This window comes from Desulfuribacillus alkaliarsenatis (assembly GCF_001730225.1).
Taxonomy (GTDB): domain Bacteria; phylum Bacillota; class Bacilli; order Desulfuribacillales; family Desulfuribacillaceae; genus Desulfuribacillus; species Desulfuribacillus alkaliarsenatis.
This window is the reverse complement of record NZ_MIJE01000033.1, coordinates 89694-111525: the sequence shown is the minus strand read 5'-3', so window position 1 is coordinate 111525 and position 21832 is coordinate 89694. Positions and strand designations below refer to the sequence as shown.

The 21832-nt window shown below is 35.0% G+C and carries 22 protein-coding genes; 17 read left to right on the top strand and 5 right to left on the bottom strand.

Going from position 1 to position 21832, the window contains the following annotated elements; genetic code table 11:
- Positions 1-2: 2 nt before the first annotated feature.
- Positions 3-317 carry a phasin family protein gene (locus BHF68_RS12405; RefSeq protein ID WP_069643978.1) on the bottom strand — a complete coding sequence of 105 codons (315 nt, stop codon included), beginning with the start codon at positions 315-317 and terminating at the stop codon, positions 3-5.
- Positions 318-480: 163 nt separating this feature from the next.
- Between BHF68_RS12405 and BHF68_RS12400 the strand changes: the two genes are divergently transcribed.
- From BHF68_RS12400 to BHF68_RS12325, 16 genes are all read left to right on the top strand, one after another.
- Positions 481-1464, top strand: a complete 984-nt coding sequence (locus tag BHF68_RS12400; protein WP_069643977.1) for a M23 family metallopeptidase — start codon at positions 481-483, stop codon at positions 1462-1464.
- An 8-nt stretch (positions 1465-1472) separates the two neighbouring features.
- Complete coding sequence (locus tag BHF68_RS12395) at positions 1473-2204, top strand: TraR/DksA C4-type zinc finger protein (RefSeq protein ID WP_069643976.1); 732 nt, start codon at positions 1473-1475, stop codon at positions 2202-2204.
- A 94-nt stretch (positions 2205-2298) separates the two neighbouring features.
- Positions 2299-2637: a hypothetical protein gene (locus BHF68_RS12390; RefSeq protein WP_069643975.1), complete on the top strand. Its 339-nt coding sequence runs from the start codon at positions 2299-2301 to the stop codon at positions 2635-2637.
- Between the two features lie 17 nt (positions 2638-2654).
- Entirely contained in the window at positions 2655-3161 is a 507-nt protein-coding gene (gene lspA / locus BHF68_RS12385) for a signal peptidase II (RefSeq protein ID WP_084019426.1), read from the top strand.
- Positions 3158-4060 carry an RluA family pseudouridine synthase gene (locus tag BHF68_RS12380; RefSeq protein WP_069643973.1) on the top strand — a complete coding sequence of 301 codons (903 nt, stop codon included), beginning with the start codon at positions 3158-3160 and terminating at the stop codon, positions 4058-4060. The genes lspA and BHF68_RS12380 overlap by 4 nt, the downstream gene beginning before the upstream one ends.
- A gap of 67 nt (positions 4061-4127) precedes the next feature.
- Positions 4128-4517: a protease complex subunit PrcB family protein gene (locus tag BHF68_RS12375; protein ID WP_069643972.1), complete on the top strand. Its 390-nt coding sequence runs from the start codon at positions 4128-4130 to the stop codon at positions 4515-4517.
- Positions 4518-4774: 257 nt separating this feature from the next.
- A complete protein-coding gene (gene pyrR / locus BHF68_RS12370; protein WP_069643971.1) occupies positions 4775-5323 on the top strand; it encodes a bifunctional pyr operon transcriptional regulator/uracil phosphoribosyltransferase PyrR in 549 nt (182 codons plus the stop codon).
- A 26-nt stretch (positions 5324-5349) separates the two neighbouring features.
- The gene (gene uraA, locus BHF68_RS12365) at positions 5350-6699 is read left to right on the top strand and encodes a uracil permease (protein ID WP_069643970.1); all 1350 of its coding nucleotides are present in this window, start codon (positions 5350-5352) and stop codon (positions 6697-6699) included.
- Between the two features lie 103 nt (positions 6700-6802).
- Entirely contained in the window at positions 6803-8116 is a 1314-nt protein-coding gene (locus tag BHF68_RS12360) for a dihydroorotase (protein ID WP_069644074.1), read from the top strand.
- Between the two features lie 3 nt (positions 8117-8119).
- Positions 8120-9286, top strand: coding sequence for a carbamoyl phosphate synthase small subunit (locus tag BHF68_RS12355; protein ID WP_084019425.1), 1167 nt, complete (start codon positions 8120-8122; stop codon positions 9284-9286).
- A gap of 2 nt (positions 9287-9288) precedes the next feature.
- Positions 9289-12498: a carbamoyl-phosphate synthase large subunit gene (carB, locus tag BHF68_RS12350; RefSeq protein ID WP_069643969.1), complete on the top strand. Its 3210-nt coding sequence runs from the start codon at positions 9289-9291 to the stop codon at positions 12496-12498.
- Positions 12499-12515: 17 nt separating this feature from the next.
- Complete coding sequence (locus tag BHF68_RS12345) at positions 12516-13313, top strand: dihydroorotate dehydrogenase electron transfer subunit (protein ID WP_069643968.1); 798 nt, start codon at positions 12516-12518, stop codon at positions 13311-13313.
- The gene (locus tag BHF68_RS12340; RefSeq protein ID WP_069643967.1) at positions 13310-14248 is read left to right on the top strand and encodes a dihydroorotate dehydrogenase; all 939 of its coding nucleotides are present in this window, start codon (positions 13310-13312) and stop codon (positions 14246-14248) included. Before BHF68_RS12345 ends, BHF68_RS12340 begins: the two co-directional genes overlap by 4 nt.
- Complete coding sequence (gene pyrF / locus BHF68_RS12335) at positions 14241-15014, top strand: orotidine-5'-phosphate decarboxylase (protein WP_245669677.1); 774 nt, start codon at positions 14241-14243, stop codon at positions 15012-15014. The genes BHF68_RS12340 and pyrF overlap by 8 nt, the downstream gene beginning before the upstream one ends.
- A 24-nt stretch (positions 15015-15038) precedes the next feature.
- On the top strand, positions 15039-15656 hold the full coding sequence (gene pyrE, locus BHF68_RS12330) for an orotate phosphoribosyltransferase (protein ID WP_069643966.1): 618 nt from the start codon (positions 15039-15041) through the stop codon (positions 15654-15656).
- Positions 15657-15762: 106 nt separating this feature from the next.
- Positions 15763-16740 (top strand): 4Fe-4S binding protein, encoded by a 978-nt coding sequence (locus BHF68_RS12325; RefSeq protein ID WP_084019424.1) that lies wholly within the window; start codon positions 15763-15765, stop codon positions 16738-16740.
- Positions 16741-16862: 122 nt separating this feature from the next.
- On the opposite strand, the gene BHF68_RS12320 is transcribed toward BHF68_RS12325, so the two are convergent.
- The 3 genes from BHF68_RS12320 to BHF68_RS12315 all read right to left on the bottom strand — a co-directional run bounded on the left by BHF68_RS12320 (position 16863) and on the right by BHF68_RS12315 (position 19351).
- Positions 16863-18089, bottom strand: a complete 1227-nt coding sequence (locus tag BHF68_RS12320; RefSeq protein ID WP_069643965.1) for an RNA-guided endonuclease InsQ/TnpB family protein — start codon at positions 18087-18089, stop codon at positions 16863-16865.
- Positions 18090-18257: 168 nt separating this feature from the next.
- Entirely contained in the window at positions 18258-18428 is a 171-nt protein-coding gene (locus BHF68_RS15420) for a hypothetical protein (RefSeq protein ID WP_176719939.1), read from the bottom strand.
- 164 nt (positions 18429-18592) lie between these two features.
- Positions 18593-19351 carry a PIG-L deacetylase family protein gene (locus BHF68_RS12315; protein ID WP_069643964.1) on the bottom strand — a complete coding sequence of 253 codons (759 nt, stop codon included), beginning with the start codon at positions 19349-19351 and terminating at the stop codon, positions 18593-18595.
- 86 nt (positions 19352-19437) lie between these two features.
- Here BHF68_RS12315 and BHF68_RS12310 point away from each other — a divergent pair, with 86 nt between their 5' ends.
- Entirely contained in the window at positions 19438-20604 is a 1167-nt protein-coding gene (locus BHF68_RS12310) for an LL-diaminopimelate aminotransferase (protein ID WP_069643963.1), read from the top strand.
- Between the two features lie 25 nt (positions 20605-20629).
- On the opposite strand, the gene BHF68_RS12305 is transcribed toward BHF68_RS12310, so the two are convergent.
- Positions 20630-21775, bottom strand: coding sequence for a polysaccharide deacetylase family protein (locus tag BHF68_RS12305; protein ID WP_069643962.1), 1146 nt, complete (start codon positions 21773-21775; stop codon positions 20630-20632).
- Between the last annotated feature and the right edge of the window lie 57 nt (positions 21776-21832).

The window sequence follows — 21832 nt, the reverse complement described above, 5'->3', positions numbered from 1 at the left end:
AATTAATCTGCTTGGTTTTTATTGTTAGCTTGCAATTTTTCTAAAGACTCTACACGTTCTAACAAAGCATTATATTCTTCACGTGTCACTAAATTTAAGTCGTTGAAGGTTTTTTTAGATTGTTCATTAATCATATCTTTTAATTCTTGCTTCTGTTCTTCACCTTTTTTAACAAGTCTTTCAATAAATTCATCTGCTTCCTGTTGGCCTAGTTCACCTTGCTTAATAATTTGGTCTTTTATTTTTTCTGCTTTTTCTTTTGTGATTGAAAAAGCACCTAACCCAAATAAAAATCCTTTCTCTAGCCACTTTTGCATGTGTATTCCTCCCTAAAATCAAATCAAATTTGTAATTTAATTTTATCATAATCTCATAATAATTTCCTCTAATTACATTTACTTAGTACTTATTATTTCTACGTAATAGTGAAAAAATAACAAGGTAATTAAGAATAAATAATATTGGATAAAGGTGGTTGCTATGTCTATAAAGATAAAATTAAGATACATTCCCATGATAGTTGTATTTGGAATAATCATTCAAATTTCTAATCCATATACAATTTACGCGCTTGAAGCACCAGAGATTAGTGAACAAGAGGAATTTTTTAGGTCAGTTGAAGCTGTTACAGGAGTTCCTTGGTCAATTATGGCTGCTGTCTATAAATATGAAACTAATATACAGAAAAAAGATAATGGTAACCCACAATTTTTAAGCCATAAAAATCTATGGGGAGGATTAGGCAATACCGAACAAGGAAGCATGAGTCCGCTGGTAAATGCATTTTATGGTGGAATAGGACGTGATGGTTCAGATGATGGGCTTGCTGATAGTGATAATTTTTATGACATTATATATTCACTGGCATTATGGGTTAGCACTAACGGTAAGAACGAACAAGAATATATAGAATTATTTAGTGAACTCTATAATAATGAAAAAGCTTTCAAAAGAATTGAACAATTTACAAAAATTTATCAACACTTTGATACTGTTGATATAAAAGGAAACTCATTTCCTATTCCATTGACATATTCTTACAGTTATCGTAGCACTTGGGGTGCGGGCAGGTCATATGGTGGTTATAGAATGCATGAGGGAACAGATATATTTGCTAGAGCGTGGACACCAGTAAAAAGTACCTCCTATGGGGTAGTAGAAATTAAAGGTTGGAATAAATATGGTGGCTGGAGAGTTGGAATTAGAGATTTGAATAATGTTTATCATTATTATGCTCATTTAGCTGGATATGCCAAAGAATTAAATGAAGGCGATATTGTAGAAGCTGGACAAGTAATCGGTTACGTTGGCAATTCAGGTTATGGGCCGAAGGGCACAACAGGTAGATTTCCACCTCATCTTCATTATGGTATGTATAAAGATAACGGAAAAAACGAGTGGTCATTTGATCCGACTCCAAGTCTTTATCGATGGGAAAGAGCAGAAAAACAAAAGAAAAGGTGATGACATTGGTGAATAAAAAGTACCATAAATATTACGCTGAATTATTAGAGCAAAAACATGATATTATTAAACACTTACAAGAAAATAATAAATACGGTCTAAATCAAGCACTAAATGATTCAATTGGTGAATTAAGTAGCTACGATAATCATCCAGCAGACATTGGCACAGAGGTGTTTGAAAGAGCTAAGGATTTAGCCTTAAGGGAAGATAGCTTAGTTCGGTTAGATTTAATAAATAGTGCCATAGAAAAACTTGAGAAAGGAACATACGGTACTTGTGAAAGGTGTGAAACGATGATATCATCTGACAGACTTGATGCAGTTCCAGAGACTTCATTTTGCGTAGAGTGCCATAAGCATATCGATAAAAATATGGAATCTAAAAGTAGGCCCATAGAAGAAGATTTCATGGATTCAGGATTTGGAAAACATAATTATGATAATAGTGAACATGAAACAGAGTTTGATAGCGAAGATAGCTGGCAAGCTGTTGCACAATATGGTACATCTAACGACCCTTCGATGATGGGCGGAGAAACAAATTACAATGAAATGTACACAAATAGCCATGAAAATGAAGGACATTATCATTACGAATATCATAATCAATATGTAGATAAAACAGAAATGGAGTATGATGAAGTGTATGATGAAGAACTTGAAAATGAAGCTAATGAGACATGTACAATAGAACAACAAGCATATCAAGATTATCTACGTAAGCAGAATATGGAATGATAGATAAAAAAAGTTGTTGGACCGATATCTATATGCTATTCTTAAATCAAATGGGTTGTCTATATAAAAATTGATTTTAGGGGAGGAGAACCATTTGACTAAAGATTTGTTTTTAAGGTTTGAGCATGGAGTTATAGGTCTATTGTCTTTTCTTAGTTTTGCTTTTCATTTTGACTACTGGCTTTGGTTTGTTTTTTGGTTTATCTTCCCGTTCGCAGTTGGCTTTGGCGTATTCTTGATAGAAAAAGAAAAGCCTCATCCACCTTGGAAGTACCTAGTCCAAAAATTAATGTTTACATATATAACACCAATTTTTATTTTTATCATTGTTCATATGATTTCTGGCACAACATGGTCTCTATTGGCTGGATGGGTTACAGCTATTGCAGTATATAGGTTAATAAATGTACACTATATGAATGATTATGAATAAAAAATACAAAATAATACATGCAGAGCTGGAGGTTTAAGGTGCCGTACTATATCATAGCAGTTATTATTGTAATAATTGATCAATTATCAAAACTAGCCGTTGTTAATTTTATGGATGAGCGAAATATTAATACCATACCTATATGGGAAGGAGTATTTCACCTGACTTCCCATAGAAATGCCGGTGCTGCTTTTGGAATTTTACAAGAGCAACGTTGGTTTTTTATTGTCGTTACACTATTTGTTATTATAGGAATTATTTATGCAATTTATAAATACGAGGGGCATGCGGATAAAAAACTATTTTTATTTGGAATTACACTATTATTAGGTGGAGCTGTTGGAAATCTAATTGATCGTATCTTTGTAGGTGCAGTAATTGACTTTCTTGATTTTCGATTGATTAATTACCCGATTTTTAATATTGCCGATGTAGCAATTGTGATAGGTGTAGTGCTTCTGTTTATTGATTTATGGCATACCCATAAACTTGAGAATGAACAATTGAAGGAGAATAAACTATGAATCCAGAGCATTTCCTGATTACTACAGATGATACTGGAGTAAGAATTGATAAATGGTTACATGAGCAATTACCAGAGCTATCTAGATCCCTAATTCAGTTATACATTCAAAATGGTAGTGTTAAAGTTAACGAATGCAATATTAAAGTTAATTACAAAATTAAAGAAAATGACCATATAGTTATTAATTTTCCTGAACCAGAAGAAGTAACGATAGCACCAGAAAAAATTGATTTAAATATAATATACGAAGATGCAGACTTAATTGTTGTAAACAAACCTAGGGGAATGGTTGTTCATCCAGCACAAGGTCATTATACTGGTACATTAGTAAACGCACTATTATACCATTGTAAAGATTTATCAGGTATTAATGGTGAATTAAGGCCTGGGATTGTCCATCGCATAGATAAGGATACAACAGGTATCATTGTAGCAGCTAAAAACGATTTATCCCACAGGCATTTATCTGAACAATTTAAAGAACATTCTATAATTAGGAAGTATGTAGCCTTAGTACATGGCTTAATACCAAATTCTGAAGGCACAGTAATAGCTCCTATTGGTAGACATAAGACCCAAAGAAAGAAAATGGCTGTTGATGTTGAAAAGGGTAAAACTGCTACCACTCATTTTAAAGTATTAAATTATTATAATGACTACACGTTATTAGAATTGACATTAGAAACGGGTAGAACCCATCAAATTAGAGTTCACATGGCTTACATCGGCCACCCTGTAGCGGCTGACCCGTTATATGGCTACCGAAAGTCAGTTAACCTCCTGGGTCAAGCATTACATGCAAAAGAGTTAGGATTTGTCCATCCTAAGACAGGAAAACAGATGCATTTCACATCAGAATTACCTAATGATTTTAAAAAAGTTCTTACTCAGCTTTAGGGGAAGAACTTTTTCCTTATTTCTACATATACTATTAATAATTTGACTGATAGGGGAGCTGGTTTAGTTGGAGAATAAATCAGTAAATATTGAAAAAATCGACCTAGAAAGTAATGATGTAAAGAATTCAAAGTTAACGAAGATTAGAGAATGGTATGAATCTGTGAAAGAAATTGAGTTTGAAGGAACTAAAATTATAGACAATGAATTATATGTGTTAATCTCCTTAGGTGAAAAAAATTGTGGCGGTTACATGGTTGAGATTATTAGAGCTGTGGCATCAGATAATACAATTCGAATTCATTATTCATTAGAATCACCTAAGGAAGGTGAAACAATGATTGCAAGCTTCGTTTATCCCTTTGACTTAATAGTTATAAAAGAAAAAGAACAAATAAACGTAACTGAAAAACTTGATAATTATACTGTTGAGTTTATAAGAGAAGATAAGCAGTAGAAGTTAAAAAAATGTCGTAAATTGTAGAAATATTAATTGACAAATTGAAATGTAAGTATTATTATTGCGTTAATGTAAAAAAATCATCCTTTAAAAACAGTACAGAGAGACTGGCAAGGAATTCATCGATTGAAATTGGATAAATATGTAGTGAGTATGCCTATAATACTGGTGTAAGCTATTGTTTTTCCAAAATTTTGTTGAGACAACTCCTTATCAGTTATACTGATAAGGGTTTTTTATTTGGAGGGATATAAATGACTCTAATAGAAAAAAATCAAATATTAGATGAAAAAGCATTAAATAGAGCTTTAACTCGTATCGCTCACGAAATAATAGAAAAAAACAAAGGTATAGATAATACTGTTTTAATTGGCATTAAAACTCGGGGCGTTTATTTGGCAAGACGCTTGGCAAAGAGAATAGAGGATATAGAAGGGCAAAGCGTTAGTGTTAGTGAAATAGACGTGACGATGTATCGAGATGATGTTGATCAAGAACAAAAGCAAGAGTTTAATTTAGACACAAGTAATTCAATTGACATAGTTGATAAAAACGTTGTACTAGTTGATGATGTCTTATTTACAGGCAGAACTGTAAGGGCAGCATTAGATGCATTAGTAGATATCGGTAGACCACAAAGGATTCAGTTAGCAGTATTAGTAGACCGGGGGCACCGGGAGTTACCAGTAAGGGCGGATTATGTTGGTAAAAACGTTCCTACATCAAAAACAGAAATTGTATCTGTCATGTTAGAAGAAACTGATGGACAAGACCAAGTTATCATTCTGCAAAAGCAATTATAATATAAAAACTAGGAGGAGAAGAAATAATGTCTCAACAAAGAACAATCGCTGTAGATGAAAGACCACCATTATCGCAGTTATTACCATTAAGCTTCCAGCACTTATTTGCGATGTTTGGTGCAACAGTTTTAGTACCATTTTTAACAGGATTAAGCCCAGCAGTAGCATTATTATCCAGTGGTGTAGGAACGCTCTTGTTTATTTTAATAACTAAAGGACAAGTTCCTGCGTACTTAGGTTCTTCATTTGCTTTTATCGCTCCTATTATCGCAGTTTCAGCAACTAGCGGTCCTGGAGAAGCAATGTTTGGCATTATGATGATTGGTGTTGTTTATGCAATTTGTTCAGGAATTATATTTAAATTTGGTGTTGAGTGGTTAAGGAAGTTATTACCTCCAGTAGTAGTTGGTTCGGTAATAGTTGTAATTGGATTAGGATTAGCAACTGTTGCAGTAGACATGGCGACTACAGAATATATAGTAGTAGATAAACCTGCAACGATAGAAGAATTTAGTGCATTACCTGGTAGTGTTCAAGATGTACAAGAAGACTCAGTATTATTAAAAGTTTATAGTGGGACAAGCGTATTAGTAGCGTTTATAGCCCTTGCAGTAGCAATTATAGCAAGTACATTCTTTAGAGGTTTCTTTGCAATAATTCCTGTTTTATTAGGAATAGTTAGTGGATATATTGCAGCAATTCCACTAGGGTTAGTAAATTTCCAACAGGTAATAGATGCACCTTGGTTCGCTATACCAGAATTTACGACACCTATACCTAATACACTTGCACTCTGGGTGATTGTACCTGTGGCATTAGTTACGATAGCAGAGCATTTAGGGGACATTTTTGTTACAGGAAAGATTGTAGAAAGAGATTTATTGAAAAAACCTGGTTTACACAGAACTCTATTAGGGGATGGAGTGGCCACTTTCTTCGCTTCACTAGTCGGTGGACCGCCTAACACTACTTATGGAGAGAATATTGGAGTTTTAGCGATAACGCGCGTATTTAGTGTATTTGTTATAGCTGGAGCAGCAATTATGGCAATTGGAATGGCCTTTATAGGCAAGGTAGCAGCTTTAATCAGCACAATACCTGTGCCAGTTATGGGTGGTGTAAGTATCCTGTTATTCGGTATTATTGCATCATCTGGATTAAGGATGCTAGTAGATAGTGGTATTCAGTACAAACATAAAAGAAATTTAGTTATATCAAGTGTTATCTTAATCCTAGGTGTTGGTAATGCAATTCTAAACTTTGGATTACTTGAATTACATGGCATGGCTTTAGCTACTATAGCTGGTATTCTTTTAAATGCAATTTTACCTAAAGCAATTGAAGTTGATGAACGACCTTCAACAGTTGAGCAGTAGCCTTTAAAACGGTACGAGAGACCGGTAAGGCTTTATGAAAAAGCTTCTTATCGGAAAACATATAGATAAGAAGCTTTTTCTATACAAATTAAGAGGTGATAAAGTGGCAGTACTAATTAAAAATGTACAATTATTTGACGGAAGGCAATTGCACAAAAGTAAGGATATTTTAATAGAAAATGAAAAGATAGTAGCAATTGAAGATAAGATTGATGAACGGTTAGTTGAAAATGCTATAGAAGATAATTATCAAGATATCGTAAAAATCAACGCTGCTGGAAAGCTGTTAACTCCTGGCTTTATAGATATGCATGTACATCTTCGCGAACCAGGATTTGAATACAAAGAGACTATTGAAACGGGTTCAAAGGCTGCCGCTAAAGGTGGGTTTACTACAATAGCGTGCATGCCAAATACTAAACCTGTAACAGACAGCAAAGAGATTGTTGAATATATATATGAGAAGGCTAATGTTAATAATGGTGTAAAAGTATATCCAATTGGAGCAATAACAATCGGGGAAAAAGGCCAAGAGTTAACTAATTTCCAGGAGCTAAAGGATGCGGGAATCATTGCCTTGTCTGATGATGGTAGAGGAGTTCAAAATGCTAAGCTTATGCAAGAAGCATTTAATAACGCAAAATCATTAGAGATACCAATTATTATTCACGCTGAGGATGACTCGCTAGCTGCTAGTGGACACTTACATGATGGGCAAAAAGCTAAAGAATTAAATATTAAAGGTATTCCATCTACATCTGAATCAATAATGGTTGCACGAGATATTTTATTAGCTGAAAGTGCTAAAGCACATGTTCACTTTGCTCATTTAAGTGCTAAGGAATCTGTTGATTGGATCGAAGTAGCTAAAGCTAAGGGAATACATGTAACATGCGAAGTTACCCCTCAGCATCTGGTAATGTGCGATGAAGATATTCTAGAGGATCATGGGAATTATAAAGTTAATCCACCAATCAGAAGTAACGAAGATCAAAATGCTTTAATTGATGCTTTAAACAAAGGCGTAATTGATATAATTGCAACGGATCATGCACCGCACTCTGATGATGAAAAAAATAGTGGCATTGAAAAATCTTATTTCGGAATGACTGGACTAGAAACAGCGTTTGCTGTTTTATACACGAAGCTGGTATTGACAGGTAAAATATCACTTGAGCGTGTATTAGAATCTCTAACTAGTAAACCAGCAGAAATATTTAATATAAATCGTGGTCATATCTTTGTTGGAAGCGTCGCTGACATGGTGCTCATTGATTTAAACGATAAAAAAGTTGTTGAAGTTGATAAATTTGAATCAAAAGGCAAAAATTCTCCATTTATCAACTGGGATTTACACGGTTGGCCTGTATTGACCATGGTCGCAGGTAAGGTTATTTATAAGGATGAAAGGGTGTAATTTATGACAAGCAAAGGAATTAAAGAAAACATAAGCTCAAGGGCTCAACAATACTTAGAAAATCTTAAGAGTGAAAAAAATGCTGCGTTAATTCTTGAAGATGGAACAGTACTTTATGGAACAGCATTTGGAGATACAACGAAAGATAAAATTAGTGGTGAAGTTGTATTTAACACTAGCATGACTGGATACCAAGAAGTTTTAACAGATCCATCTTATTGTGGACAGATAGTTACCATGACCTATCCTTTGATCGGAAATTATGGCTTAAACGCTGAGGATATTGAGTCAATGTTTAGCAAAGTAAATGGTTTTATTGTCAAAGAAAACTGCAATCATCCAAGTAATTGGAGAGCTGTAGAAGATGTTAATGATTTTCTAAAAGCACATAATGTAATAGGTATAGCTGGGATTGATACAAGATTATTAACAAGAAAAATCCGTGTGCACGGAACATTAAAAGGCATGATTACAACAAATATTGATGCAGATATCAATAACATAGTTGATACTTTGAATAATACGGAATATCCAACTGATCAGGTTTCTAAAGTATCAACGAAATCAATATTTAGAAGTCCTGGGCAAGGTTACAGAGTTGTTCTTATTGATATGGGAACTAAACAGGGTATACATAGAGAACTAATTAAGCGTAATTGTGATGTTACTGTAGTTCCTTATGATACAACATACGAGCAAATAACTAGACTACAACCTGAAGGTATTATGATATCAAATGGCCCTGGAGACCCGAAAAACGTACTGCAAACTGCAGAGATGTTAAAGCCGTTTATAGGAAAAATTCCTATGTATGGGATATGCCTAGGTCATCAATTAATCGCCCTAAGTGCAGGTGCAGATACTGAGAAATTAAAGTTTGGTCATCGAGGTGGCAACAATCCTGTTAAAGACTTGCGTACTAATCGAGTTTATATAACTTCACAAAATCATGGATACACAGTTAATAAAGAGTCCCTTGAAGGTACTGGTTTAACTATAAGCCATATTAATTTAAATGACGATACTGTAGAGGGTTTAGTACACGAAAGCGGTTTACTGGCTTCAGTTCAGTACCATCCCGAAGCAGCTCCAGGGCCGTTAGATTCAAATTACTTATTTGATCAATTTATAGATACAATAAAAACATGGAAAACAGGACAGGAGCGATAAAAATGCCTAAGAGCGACATAAAAAAGATACTTGTCATAGGAAGTGGACCGATTGTAATTGGACAGGCGGCTGAATTTGATTATGCTGGAACTCAGGCATGCCAAGCTTTAAAGGAAGATGGTTATGAAGTTGTACTTGTGAATAGTAATCCAGCTACCATAATGACAGATCCAGATATAGCAGATAAAGTATATATTGAACCTATTACGTTAGAAGCAGTGACACAGGTTATACGTAAAGAAAGGCCAGATGGATTACTACCGACACTTGGTGGCCAAACTGGACTAAATATGGCTATAGAGCTTCATAAACATGGAGTTCTAGACCAATACAATGTTAAACTATTAGGAACAAATTTAGAAGCGATTCAAAAAGCTGAAGACCGTGACCTATTTAGAACTTTAATGAATGAACTAAACCAACCTGTGCCTGAGAGTGATATTGTAAGTACATTAGAGGAAGCACTAGCATTTGCACAAAAAGTTCCGTATCCATTGATTATTAGACCTGCATACACATTAGGTGGTACAGGTGGCGGTATCGCATACAACGAAGAAGAGTACAAGGAAATAGTAAGTCTTGGATTAAAATATAGCCCAATTACACAAGTGCTCGTTGAAAAAAGCATTGCTGGTTTTAAAGAAATTGAATATGAAGTTATGCGTGATAAGAATGATAACTGTATAGTAGTTTGTAATATGGAGAATTTTGATCCTGTTGGTGTCCATACAGGAGATAGTATTGTAGTTGCACCTAGTCAGACACTTTCAGATAAAGAGTACCAAATGTTAAGAACGGCATCTCTTGATATTATTAGAGCCCTTAAAATTGAGGGGGGATGTAATGTTCAATATGCATTAGATCCATATAGCTACGACTATTATGTAATTGAAGTTAATCCTAGGGTAAGTCGCTCCAGTGCATTAGCTTCAAAGGCAACAGGATATCCGATTGCTAAAATGGCAGCTAAAATTAGCATTGGATTAACACTTGATGAAATTGTAAACCCTGTTACTAAAGAGACATATGCTAGCTTCGAACCAGCTCTTGATTATATTGTAACAAAGATACCTAGATGGCCTTTTGATAAGTTTATCACTGCAAATCGTCAGCTTGGTACGCAAATGAAAGCCACAGGAGAAGTAATGGCAATTGGACGTAACTTTGAGGAGTCTTTACAAAAAGCTATACGTTCCTTAGAAATTGACATTGATAGCTTATATTTAAAAGACGTTGAAAAGTTAGACAATGATACTCTTCTTAGTCGAATCAATAAAGCAGATGATGAAAGACTATTCTTAATAGCTGAAGCTTTTCGTAGAGGATATACAGTTACAGATATTCATGAGATAACTAAAATTGATTTATTCTTCTTAAATAAAATCTTCGGGTTAGTTGAATTTGAATTTATTTTACAAGATATTTGGGAAAAACACAGCGATGATCAAGAAACTAAAAAATTAATGCTGAAGAAAGCTAAAGAGTTAGGCTTTACAGATCATTATATAGGTAAGCTACTTGGTATCGATGAAATTGTTATTAGAGATTTACGCAAGCAAATGAATATTACGCCTGTATATAAAATGGTTGATACATGTGCTGCTGAATTTGAAGCTTTTACACCTTATTTCTATTCAAGTTATGATTTAGAGGACGAAGGAGAAGTAACAGATAGAAAGAAAATCTTAGTTCTAGGTTCTGGGCCAATTCGAATTGGACAAGGTATTGAATTCGATTATGCGTCTGTTCATGCAGTATGGGCAATTAAAGAAGCTGGATACGAAGCAATAATTATAAACAATAATCCAGAGACCGTATCAACAGATTTCAGCACCTCAGATAGATTGTACTTTGAACCTTTGTTCTTAGAAGATGTTCTTAACGTAATTGAACGTGAACAACCAGATGGAGTTATTGTTCAATTTGGCGGACAAACTGCTATAAATCTTGCGGAACCGCTAGCAGAGCTTAATATTCCTATTATAGGTACAAATATGGAAGACATTAATACTGCCGAAGATCGTGAAAAATTTGATGCTTTACTACAAAAGCTAGATATTCCAAGACCACCAGGAGATACTGTATTTTCAGTTGATGAAGCAGTTAAAGTAGCTGCTAATATTGGTTATCCAGTGCTGGTTCGACCATCATACGTACTTGGTGGTAGGGCAATGGAGATTGTTTATAATGAAGAAGACTTATTGAACTATATGGAAAAAGCGGTGCAGATTTCAACAAAGCATCCAGTGTTAGTAGACCGTTACCTAACTGGTAAAGAAGTTGAAGTTGATGCAATCTCTGACGGTGAAACTGTACTAATACCAGGAATTATGGAACATATAGAGCGTGCAGGTGTACACAGTGGGGACTCGATTGCTGTCTATCCAACACAAACAATCTCACAGGAAGTTAAACAGCAAATTATTGAACATACAACTAAACTTTCAACCTCATTAAATACTAAGGGTTTAATGAATATTCAATTTGTTATTCATAAAGATCAAGTATATGTAATTGAAGTTAATCCGAGGTCTTCTAGAACAGTTCCATTTTTAAGTAAAGTCACTGGGATACCATTAGCCAATGTAGCTACTAAAGTAATCTTAGGCAGTAAGCTTACAGACTTAGGCTATGAAAACGGACTTTGGCCTGAAGCTGAAGAAGTTTCAGTAAAGGTTCCTGTATTCTCGTTTGCTAAACTTCGCAGTGTAGATATAACGTTAGGGCCAGAGATGAAATCAACAGGTGAAGTAATGGGTAAGGATATCAACTTCGCAAAAGCTTTATATAAAGGGCTTATAGGTGCAGGAATTAATATACCTACCCATGGTAAAATTATAGCTACAGTTGCTGATAAAGATAAAGAAGAAGCTAAAGAAATCTTAACAGGATTTGTAGATTTAGGCTTTGAAATTGTTGCTACAAGTGGAACTGCCAGCTACCTAAAAGACAGTGGGTTACCTGTAACTATAGTTAATAAATTACATGAAGGATCTCCTAATATTGTAGAAATATTACGTTCAGGTGACGCAAATATGGTAATTAATACCTTGACCAAGGGTAAAAAGCCAGAGCGTGATGGATTTAAGATTAGAAGGGAATCAGTAGAAAATGGCGTTCCGTGTCTAACTTCTTTAGATACTGCAGCAGCAATATTAAAGGTTCTGCAAACGATTAATTTTTCTGTACAACCGATAGAGTACAAAAAGTAAACAGGAGGGCGGAACTTATGCGACACATAACTAAAGTTTTAAGAAATAATCAGTTAGCTGAGAATATTTTTGATATGGAAGTATACTGCCCTGAATTGGCTTCAACTGCCCAACCTGGGCAGTTTGCCCATATTCGGATAAGAAACAGTATTGATCCATTACTCCGTAGACCAATCAGTATATGTGATGTCAATAAAGAACAGGGAACAGTGCGATTTGTTTATCGTAAGCACGGTTATGGCACAACATTATTATCAGAACTGGGTGAAGAAGGAATTGAGCTGGATGTACTAGCTCCTTTAGGAAATGGGAAGTTCCCAGTTGAAATTGAGAGTCAGCAAGTCTACTTAATTGGAGGCGGTATTGGTGTGCCCCCTCTCTTATACGCAGCAAAACAATTAGCCAATAACAATATTGAAGTTCATGCCATTCTAGGATTTGCATCAAAAAATCAGGTTATCTTAGAAGAAGAATTCAAACAACATGGAAATGTACATGTGTATACAATTGATGGCAGTTATGGCAATAAGGGTTTGGTTACTGATTATTTTTCAAACGTACAGGTAAATTGTTATTGTGCATGTGGACCAAAACCGATGTTACGTGTCTTGATGAGTCACCCTAGTTTCGTACAAGCTAGAGGATATCTATCCTTTGAAGAACATATGGCTTGTGGTATAGGAGCATGTATGGGCTGTGTAACTAAAATAAAAGCTCTTGATAAAGATGACTCTAGCGAATCTCAATCGTGGAAGTACGCAAAAATTTGTGACTGTGGACCAGTTTTCACTTCTGAAAAGGTGGTGTTTGAATGATTAAGCAAAATCCATCTTTAGCTGTAAATTTGGGGTTTATGCAATTGAAGAATCCAGTAATGCCAGCTTCAGGGTGTTTTGGATTTGGTAAGGAATATGCTAAATACTATGATTTAAACAAATTAGGCGCAATTGTAGTTAAAGCTACTACAGCAAGTGAGAGGATTGGAAACCCAGTCCCTAGAATAGCGGAAACACCTGCTGGGATGCTTAATGCTATAGGACTACAAAATCCAGGTGTAGATGTAGTACTACAGAGCGAATTACCGTGGCTTGAGCAATTTAAAACAACACCAGTTATAGTCAACATAGCAGGAAGTACACTTGAGGATTATATAGAGGTTACAAAGAGGTTAAACGAATCTGAAAGTATACAGGCATTAGAAGTAAACATATCATGTCCTAATGTTAAAGCTGGGGGATTGGCCTTTGGTACTGATTGCCAAATGGCGGATAAAGTAATATCTGAAGTCAAAAAAGTCTCCCGATTTCCGATTATAGCCAAATTAACACCTAATGTAACTGATGTAGTAAGTATAGCTAAAGCAGTAGAAGATGCTGGTGCAGACGCAGTATCGCTAATAAACACGCTGTTGGGTATGTCGATAGATATTCACAGTAAGAAACCAATACTGGCAAATGTGATGGGTGGAATGTCCGGTCCAGCTATTAAACCTGTAGCTGTACGGATGGTTTGGCAAGTATCTTCAGCAGTTAAGATTCCTGTTATAGGCATTGGCGGCATTACGACAGGAGCTGATGCTATTGAATTTATTTTAGCTGGTGCTAAAGCTGTGCAAGTTGGAACGGCCAACTTTATTAATCCATATGCTTGTGTTGATATTATTTCAGAAATAGAAGAGTATATGGTTAAGCATTCAATATCTGATATACAAACGCTAGTAGGTAAGGCAAAGGAGTCTATCAATGGATAACAAAATGAATAACAATTATATGGATAATAACAATATGAATGATAACAACAATATGCCCCCTGCAGATAAAATCATTGTAGCGTTAGATACAGACAATAGAGAAACAGCACTCTTAATTGCTAAACAAATAGCTCCTGTAATTAAAACAGTTAAAGTTGGTATGGAATTATATTATAGTGTAGGACCAAGTATAATAGAAGATTTACATAAATTAGATTTAAGAGTGTTTGTAGATTTAAAAATACACGATATACCAAATACTGCCGCTGGAGCAGCTAAATCCTTAACGAAAACAGGAGTTTGGATGTGGAATGTCCACGTGGCAGGAGGTTTGAAAATGATGGAAAAGGCGCGTGAATCTGCTCAAGAAGTAGCAAAAAGTTTAGATATTCCGATGCCATTACTAATTGGGGTAACACAGTTAACAAGTACTGACCAAAGCACATTAAATGAGCAGATAGGTATAAATGAACCAATACAGGAAACTGTCGTACGTTATGCTAAGTTAGCAAAAGCTGCTGGATTAGATGGGGTAGTAGCTTCTGCCCAGGAAGTACCACTTATTAAAGACGCTTGTGGAGTAGAATTTATTACTGTCACACCAGGGATTCGTATGACTGATAGTAGTGTCGATGATCAAGTCAGAATAACGACACCTAAGCAAGCTGTTGAATTAGGTACTGACTATATGGTTATAGGCAGAAATATAACAAAAGCTGATAATCCGTATCAGGCAGCTGTGAAGATAATCAACTCTTTCGCGTAATCGAGTTTAAGAATAATTATTAGAATGTTTAGGATAAGAAAATCGGAGGTAGATAAAGTGAATCAAGATCAAATTTTAGAGATATTAAAGGAAACGAATGTACTGCAAACTGGACATTTTAGTTTAACATCAGGTAAACATAGTGCCGAGTATATGCAGTGCGCACAAGTGCTACAGTATCCTGATCAAGCAAGTAAATTATGCAATGAGTTCGCTGAATTTATTAAAGAAAATAACATTTCAGTTGATTTAGTTGTTGGACCAGCAACTGGCGGAATTATACTTGCATTCGAAACCGCAAGATTACTAGGTACTAAAACAATGTTTGCTGAACGTGAAAACGGAAAAATGGTATTTCGTAGAGGTTTTTTTGTAGAACCAGGACAAAAAGTATTTATCGTAGAAGATGTAATTACTACTGGAGGCTCTGTTAAAGAAGTAATAGAGATTGTTCAAGAACAGGGTGGTATCGTTGTAGGTGTTGGAGTTCTAGTAAATAGAAGCCCAGAACCAGTTGATTATGGAGTACCACTTAAGTCGCTACTGAAAATTCAAATCGAAACCTATAATCCAGAAACGTGCCCGCTATGCGCTAAAGGAGTCGAAATGAAAAAGCCAGGAAGTAGGGGCCTTAAGAAATAATAAGAAATAAATAGTAAATAATTGAACATTTTGTGTCCTATGATATAAATCACAATCAAAAACTCCCCCTTATGCTACTATAAACTTGTAGAAGGGGGTTATTTTTTTGAACACAAAATTAAGACAGACTATCCAATACTTATTTTTAGCATTTACTGTTTTAGTAGGGATTCGCTTTTATATTTTCTTCCAATATTATTATAACTATGGAGAAGGCCTTTATTTAGGAAGACCACATGCAGTAGAAGCATTTTTACCATTAAGCGCATTGGTAGGTATAAAAAGCTGGGTATCAAATGGAATTTTTGATACGATTCACCCCGCAGCAATAATTATATTATTAACGTTTATTTTGATTTCTTATATTTTTAGGAAGGCATTTTGTGGTTGGATATGTCCATTCGGTTGGATATCTGAGAGATTATCAGCACTTGCAAATCGATTTATTGGAAAGCAGTTTACATTACCTAACTGGCTAGATATTCCATTAAGAAGTATTAAATATTTATTGTTAGGTTTCTTTTTATATGGTATTTTTTATCAGATGAACGGTATGGCGGCATATATGTTTAAAATGTCAGATTATAATAAAATATCTGATATTAAAATGCTGTTATTTTTAATAGATATGTCTAAAACAACACTAATCTCAATCTTAATAATTTTAGCATTAACATTTTACATTAAAAACTTTTGGTGTAGATACTTATGTCCGTATGGTGCTTTTATGGGTATTTTTGGATGGTTTAGTCCATCTGTAATTACTAGAAATGCAGATACATGTATTGATTGTAGTAAATGTAATAAAGCTTGTATAAACCAATTAGATATAATGAATAAGAAAGAAGTATTTTCTCCAGAATGTAATAGTTGCTTAGCATGTGTAGACGCATGTCCACAAAAGGGAACTTTAGAATATAAGTTTATAAATAAGAACTATGGTAAATGGATTATACCAGTGAGTATACTGACAATCTATTTTGGTGTAATGGCAATAGCTATTATTACTGGAGTCTGGCAGACGCAGCTAACACCAGAAGAGTACTTAAACCTAATCCCATATGTAAATAGTGTTGTTCACTAAATAATGTTCTCTAAGCGTGAACTACTCGCCACTTAACTAACGTTAGAAGTGGGAGCTTCCTAATCTTAAGAATAGTAATTTGTCTCAGTGAAGTTTGGTATTTAAGTTTCCACCTAGTTAATCTAGGCAACCCTTATTCGCTGTGGATGGTTCACACACCCATTATCCCTCACTGATGTTATCAGATTGGGAGTACCTGTATAGGTTTTTCTTAATATGTTTAAGCTGCCGTTGATGTCTGCATTGACGTAGATTCCTTGGTTTGTTCGAAACAGGCCTCGGCATACTCTTCTTGTTTTGTTGTAGTATGTTTTGGTTATTGGCTCTAGGTCAATAGCACTTACACCGCTAGTGTATGTTTCTTTTTGATAGGTTATCTTTATACCAGCTAATTCTGCTTTATATTGGATCATCTTCGTAAAGCGCTCTATTGGTATTTGTACAAAGGTTTTGAGGGTGCTATGTTGTTTGATTCTTTTGATGTCACCAATGACTATGGTTCCTATATCGTATTGTTGGGCTAGGTTTATGATGGTTCTACTTGCTTGGTGCAGGTAGTTGGTGATGTAGTCATGACGCTTTTTTCTTAGTCGTTTTATTTGTTTGGTTGTTTTATATGCTTTAGCACTAGTTTGTTTCATACGTATTGATTGTAGGTGTGCTATTTTTTTGTTGATATAGCCGTTGATGCTTTTTAGGCTTTTGCCGTCTATGATGTAGTTATCTTTACTATGGGAGAAGGTGATTGCACTAAGGTTACTTAAGCCTAGGTCAATAGCCATTATGTTTTTAGAAGTGCTTTGTGCTTTAGCTGGTATGTTGTAGATGATTAAGAGATGCCAGTTTTGGTCATATTGTAGGCGGATTTGTTGTATGTGAGCATGCTCAGGTAGGGGAAGGGTTTTGGGTTCTTCCACTTTTAGACTGTCAACCTTGAATGCTTTTTGCATGGTTTTGGATAATGAAAGTAGTATATGACCGTCTTTTCTACGTATTGCTAGATTGGTGAAGATGATTTCGTTTTTACGTTTATGTATGTGCTTGTACTTTGGCGGTTGTGGCATTGCTTTGTATTTACTGGGATTTTGTTTATAGTCTTTTAAGGAACTGAAATAGCTTTTCCAGTTTTGTTCTAATACTTTTAATAGTTGCTGGTAAGTGTGTGAATGTAGATATGGCTTATGCCAATTTTGCTTTAATTCTTTTTCTAAGACACGGTAACTTTTGTATTTCTCACGACACTGATGATTAGCGATGTTGTATAGTTTCGTGGTGTGAAATGATAATTCTTCGATGATTTGTAGTTGTTCTTTTTTCCAGCGTGGGTAGTATTTCAAGCTTAGTTTCACTAGATTTCACCTCCTTTCCAGTTACTAACATTATACCACAAAAGGAGATGCTTGAAAACATATGTTTGCTATATTGTTGCATTCATCTCCCACTTACTTTGTTGAAGTGGGAGTCTTCTGCTAGCTTTATGATAAAAAAATGGCGCCATCTGGCGCCATTTTTAAATATTATTTTTGTTGCTCTTCTTCTAATACTTGAACAGCTTTAATCTTTTTCCACCAAGTCGGTAAAGTCCCATGATTAGTGTTACTAGCTTCATTTCCATCATCGCAGGAATTTCTACCTGTATCATTCGCTAATGCGGTAGCAGTTTCAGACTGAAACAAATGTTTTGACACAGTATCACACTCCTAATACACGAACTCTTAACTTATTTGTTATTTATTGTAACATATATAAATAATAAAATAAACAGCTAAAGCTTGTAAGATTTTGTCGAATGACTAGTTTTTTAGCTAAAAACTACTAATTTATTAAAATTTGTGATGTAGTAAGCTATTAATTATTTTAGTTTATCAAACAAAGATACTTCACGATGGGATGTAAAGTCTATAGTTTCTCCATATAAACTTACAAGCTGATAATGTTCATAATCATATATAAGAGATAAATTATTACTAGTTAATAGGCCAGGAAACACTTTGTTTATAGAAAACACCTGCGTTCTATACTCTAATAAGGCTCTAAATTTAATCTGTTTATATTTAGCAATGTTAATTTTAGTAGTAACTTGACTGTCTAGAGTGCCTTGATTGGTTTTGCCCCTGAGCTTGTAAAGAGATTTAGGAACAACAGTATAATACATCTTAGGTATTATATACTCCATTTTGACAGAATCAATCGCAGCTAAACAGGAGCTATGTATAGCAATATGATCTTTGTGAAGGGAAATACCGTCTTCAGGGAATGTTATTAATATATCTGGCTTTATTTCTAGTATTATTTTAGCAATAGCTGAGCGCAATTTTTTTTTATCAACTTCAGTTAATATATCTAATGTACCATCTAAAAAGTTAAGAAAAAATATATCAGTGATGCCTAGGTGTTTAGCAGCTTTTCGCATTTCATTTTCTCTGAAATTGCCTAGGTTTTCTCTAGTTGTAAGAGGTGGGTCACCAAGCTTGCCTGCTTCACCTTTGGTTGCAACGGCAACATAAACTTCTGCCTGATATTCATTAGTATATTTAGCTATCGTTCCAGCGTTTGCAAAGGTTTCATCATCCGGATGAGCATACACAAGAAGTATTTTTTTAATAGACATAAATTTTCCCCTTTGTCTTAAACATTCCATTTTTAATGCTATAATGATACCATACATAATTATTTTATCAACAACTGGAGGTTATTATGTTCATTGCAAATCGAATGAAAAATATAGGGTCTGCAATCTTTTCTGAAATGGCTTTAAGAAAACAAAACGAGTTAAAAAAAGGTAAAAATATAGTAGATTTGAGTATAGGCACACCGGATTTGCCTCCACCTAAAGCAGTTATAGAGGCTATGGGTAAAGCAATGTCAGAACCTAAGTCTTTTTTTTATTCGTTAAAAGGAACTGAAGAAGTACATAAAGCTATAACTGACTGGTATTACAATCGCTTTAATGTAGTATTAAACCATGAGCAAGAAATAACTACATTGATGGGTTCACAGGATGGGTTAGCTCATCTGCCTTTAACGATACTTAACCCAGGTGATATAGCATTAGTGCCAGATCCAGGATATCCAATTTATTTTGCTAGCGTTGAATTAGCTGGTGGAACCGTACATACTATGCCATTACTTGAGGAAAATAGTTATTTACCAGATTTACAAGCGATTCCTGAAGAAGTAGCCACTAAGGCAAAGCTAATGTTCTTAAATTATCCATCTAATCCTGTATCTGCTGTAGCTGACTTAGCTTTCTTCGAACAAGTAGTAGCTTTCGCAAAAAAATATAATATACTAGTTGTTCACGATTTAGCTTATTCTGAACTGTGCTTTGATGGTTATAAGCCTCCTAGCTTTTTAGAGGTAGCTGGAGCAAAGGATATAGGTATAGAAATTAATTCTTTATCGAAAAGCTATAATATGGCAGGCGCAAGGTTTGGATTTGCTTTAGGTAATAAAGAAGTATTAAAAAATTTAACAATACTTAAAAGCAACATCGATTATGGAGTGTTCCACGTTGTACAAGCAGGAGCGTTAGCGGCCCTTAAAGATGGAGGGAAGCATTGCAAAAAGATGTCTGATGTTTATCAAGAAAGACGAGACATACTAATCAATGGGCTTGAAAAGCTTGGTTGGAAAATTAATAAACCAAAAGCATCCATGTTCATTTGGGCTAGGATTCCTGAAGGCTATACATCTAAAGAGTTTGCTGTACTTCTATTAGAGCAAGCGGGAATTGTTGTAATCCCAGGAGATGCTTTTGGCGCCATGGGAGAAGGTTATGTGCGCATTGGTCTAGTACAGAACAATGAGCAATTAAATACAGCAATTGAACAACTAAAAAACAGCGGCATAACATTTAAGTAACAAATGTTGTGCCGCTAAAATACTGTTAGTAAGTTCGGATAGTTCTATCATCGAACTTCTCTATATTTACGCTATCCTTAAGCTCTTCAGGTATGGTTATTGTGTTCATATCACCGTCACTTACATATCGGCGCTCAGGATTATTTCTAAAATAATCTATCCATTGATTGAAGAAATCAGAAGGCACACTGGCTGCCCTAATTCTAGGAATTGCTTCTGGTTTAAATTCCGTAGAAAAAGGTGAAGGAGCAGGGTTGGAACCAACTAGAAAGACTCCTTTATGATGATAATCAATACCGTTATAGCTACCTTGAACTGATAATTCGCGATTTACAGGTCTTATACCAAACGTTAATGCAAATGTATCGACAGAATAGCCTGGTAATAAGTTTTGCGTAGCTTCAACATGACGCGCAAGGGTTCTTTGAACCTCTTCGTCTGTTATGCGGTCTAGGCGTTCATGCCCATAGGTATGATTACCAATCTCCATACCTAAATCAACTAAATACTCGAATTTAAGCTTACGCCATTCTGGTTGATCATTTTGCCTAAAAGGTAACGGATAATTAACGTAAAACGTAGCTGCTGTTCCGAAACCTGGATTTTCATTTGCAAAGTTTTCAATAATACCTACAGCAGAATCAGGGTCTACGATTTTTTCACCTTGTTCATTTATTAAAAACCTAAAGTGACCTTCTGTTGAGTCGTCAAATGTTAAGATAACAGGAGTTTTTCCTGCTGGTACGTCCATATTTCCTGTAACGAAATCTCTAGCCGTAACCAGATAGTAGCCTTCTTCATATAATACTTTTAAGTCATTTCGGAAATTGTCAGCAGTACGCTCCCATTCGTCTTCTTTATCACCAATAACGTGATACATTAGGACCATAACTTCACCTAACTCATTAACCTTTAATTCACGAAGCTGCTCATCAGACAAGGCAGGTTCGTCTGTAATCTCAGGCTGAGCTATTTCGTTATTGTTGTTATTGTTACTGTCAGTGCCATTTTCAAATTTATCATCTGATAAGTCTTCATTTTCAACATCTAGGCTTGTGTCAGGTTGCTCAGGCGTGCCTGCAGAATTTTGACAACCGATAAGAATTAGCAGGGATAAGGACATAATTAATAGAATAATAAAAGTATGTTTGATTGGTCGACTAGAGTACATTTAGATGCTCCTTTGTATTATAATGAAATAACGTATTGGCTTAATTATAACATAACG

Excerpts from the sequence above, each read along its gene's own strand:
- BHF68_RS12405 (WP_069643978.1), bottom strand. The coding sequence starts at position 317 with ATGCAAAAGTGGCTAGAGAAAGGATTTTTATTTGGGTTAGGTGCTTTT.
- BHF68_RS12400 (WP_069643977.1), top strand. The coding sequence starts at position 481 with ATGTCTATAAAGATAAAATTAAGATACATTCCCATGATAGTTGTATTT.
- lspA (WP_084019426.1), top strand. The coding sequence starts at position 2,655 with ATGCAGAGCTGGAGGTTTAAGGTGCCGTACTATATCATAGCAGTTATT.
- BHF68_RS12380 (WP_069643973.1), top strand. The coding sequence starts at position 3,158 with ATGAATCCAGAGCATTTCCTGATTACTACAGATGATACTGGAGTAAGA.
- pyrR (WP_069643971.1), top strand. The coding sequence starts at position 4,775 with ATGACTCTAATAGAAAAAAATCAAATATTAGATGAAAAAGCATTAAAT.
- uraA (WP_069643970.1), top strand. The coding sequence starts at position 5,350 with ATGTCTCAACAAAGAACAATCGCTGTAGATGAAAGACCACCATTATCG.
- BHF68_RS12355 (WP_084019425.1), top strand. The coding sequence starts at position 8,120 with ATGACAAGCAAAGGAATTAAAGAAAACATAAGCTCAAGGGCTCAACAA.
- carB (WP_069643969.1), top strand. The coding sequence starts at position 9,289 with ATGCCTAAGAGCGACATAAAAAAGATACTTGTCATAGGAAGTGGACCG.
- BHF68_RS12345 (WP_069643968.1), top strand. The coding sequence starts at position 12,516 with ATGCGACACATAACTAAAGTTTTAAGAAATAATCAGTTAGCTGAGAAT.
- BHF68_RS12340 (WP_069643967.1), top strand. The coding sequence starts at position 13,310 with ATGATTAAGCAAAATCCATCTTTAGCTGTAAATTTGGGGTTTATGCAA.
- pyrF (WP_245669677.1), top strand. The coding sequence starts at position 14,241 with ATGGATAACAAAATGAATAACAATTATATGGATAATAACAATATGAAT.
- pyrE (WP_069643966.1), top strand. The coding sequence starts at position 15,039 with ATGTTTAGGATAAGAAAATCGGAGGTAGATAAAGTGAATCAAGATCAA.
- BHF68_RS12315 (WP_069643964.1), bottom strand. The coding sequence starts at position 19,351 with ATGTCTATTAAAAAAATACTTCTTGTGTATGCTCATCCGGATGATGAA.
- BHF68_RS12310 (WP_069643963.1), top strand. The coding sequence starts at position 19,438 with ATGTTCATTGCAAATCGAATGAAAAATATAGGGTCTGCAATCTTTTCT.
- BHF68_RS12305 (WP_069643962.1), bottom strand. The coding sequence starts at position 21,775 with ATGTACTCTAGTCGACCAATCAAACATACTTTTATTATTCTATTAATT.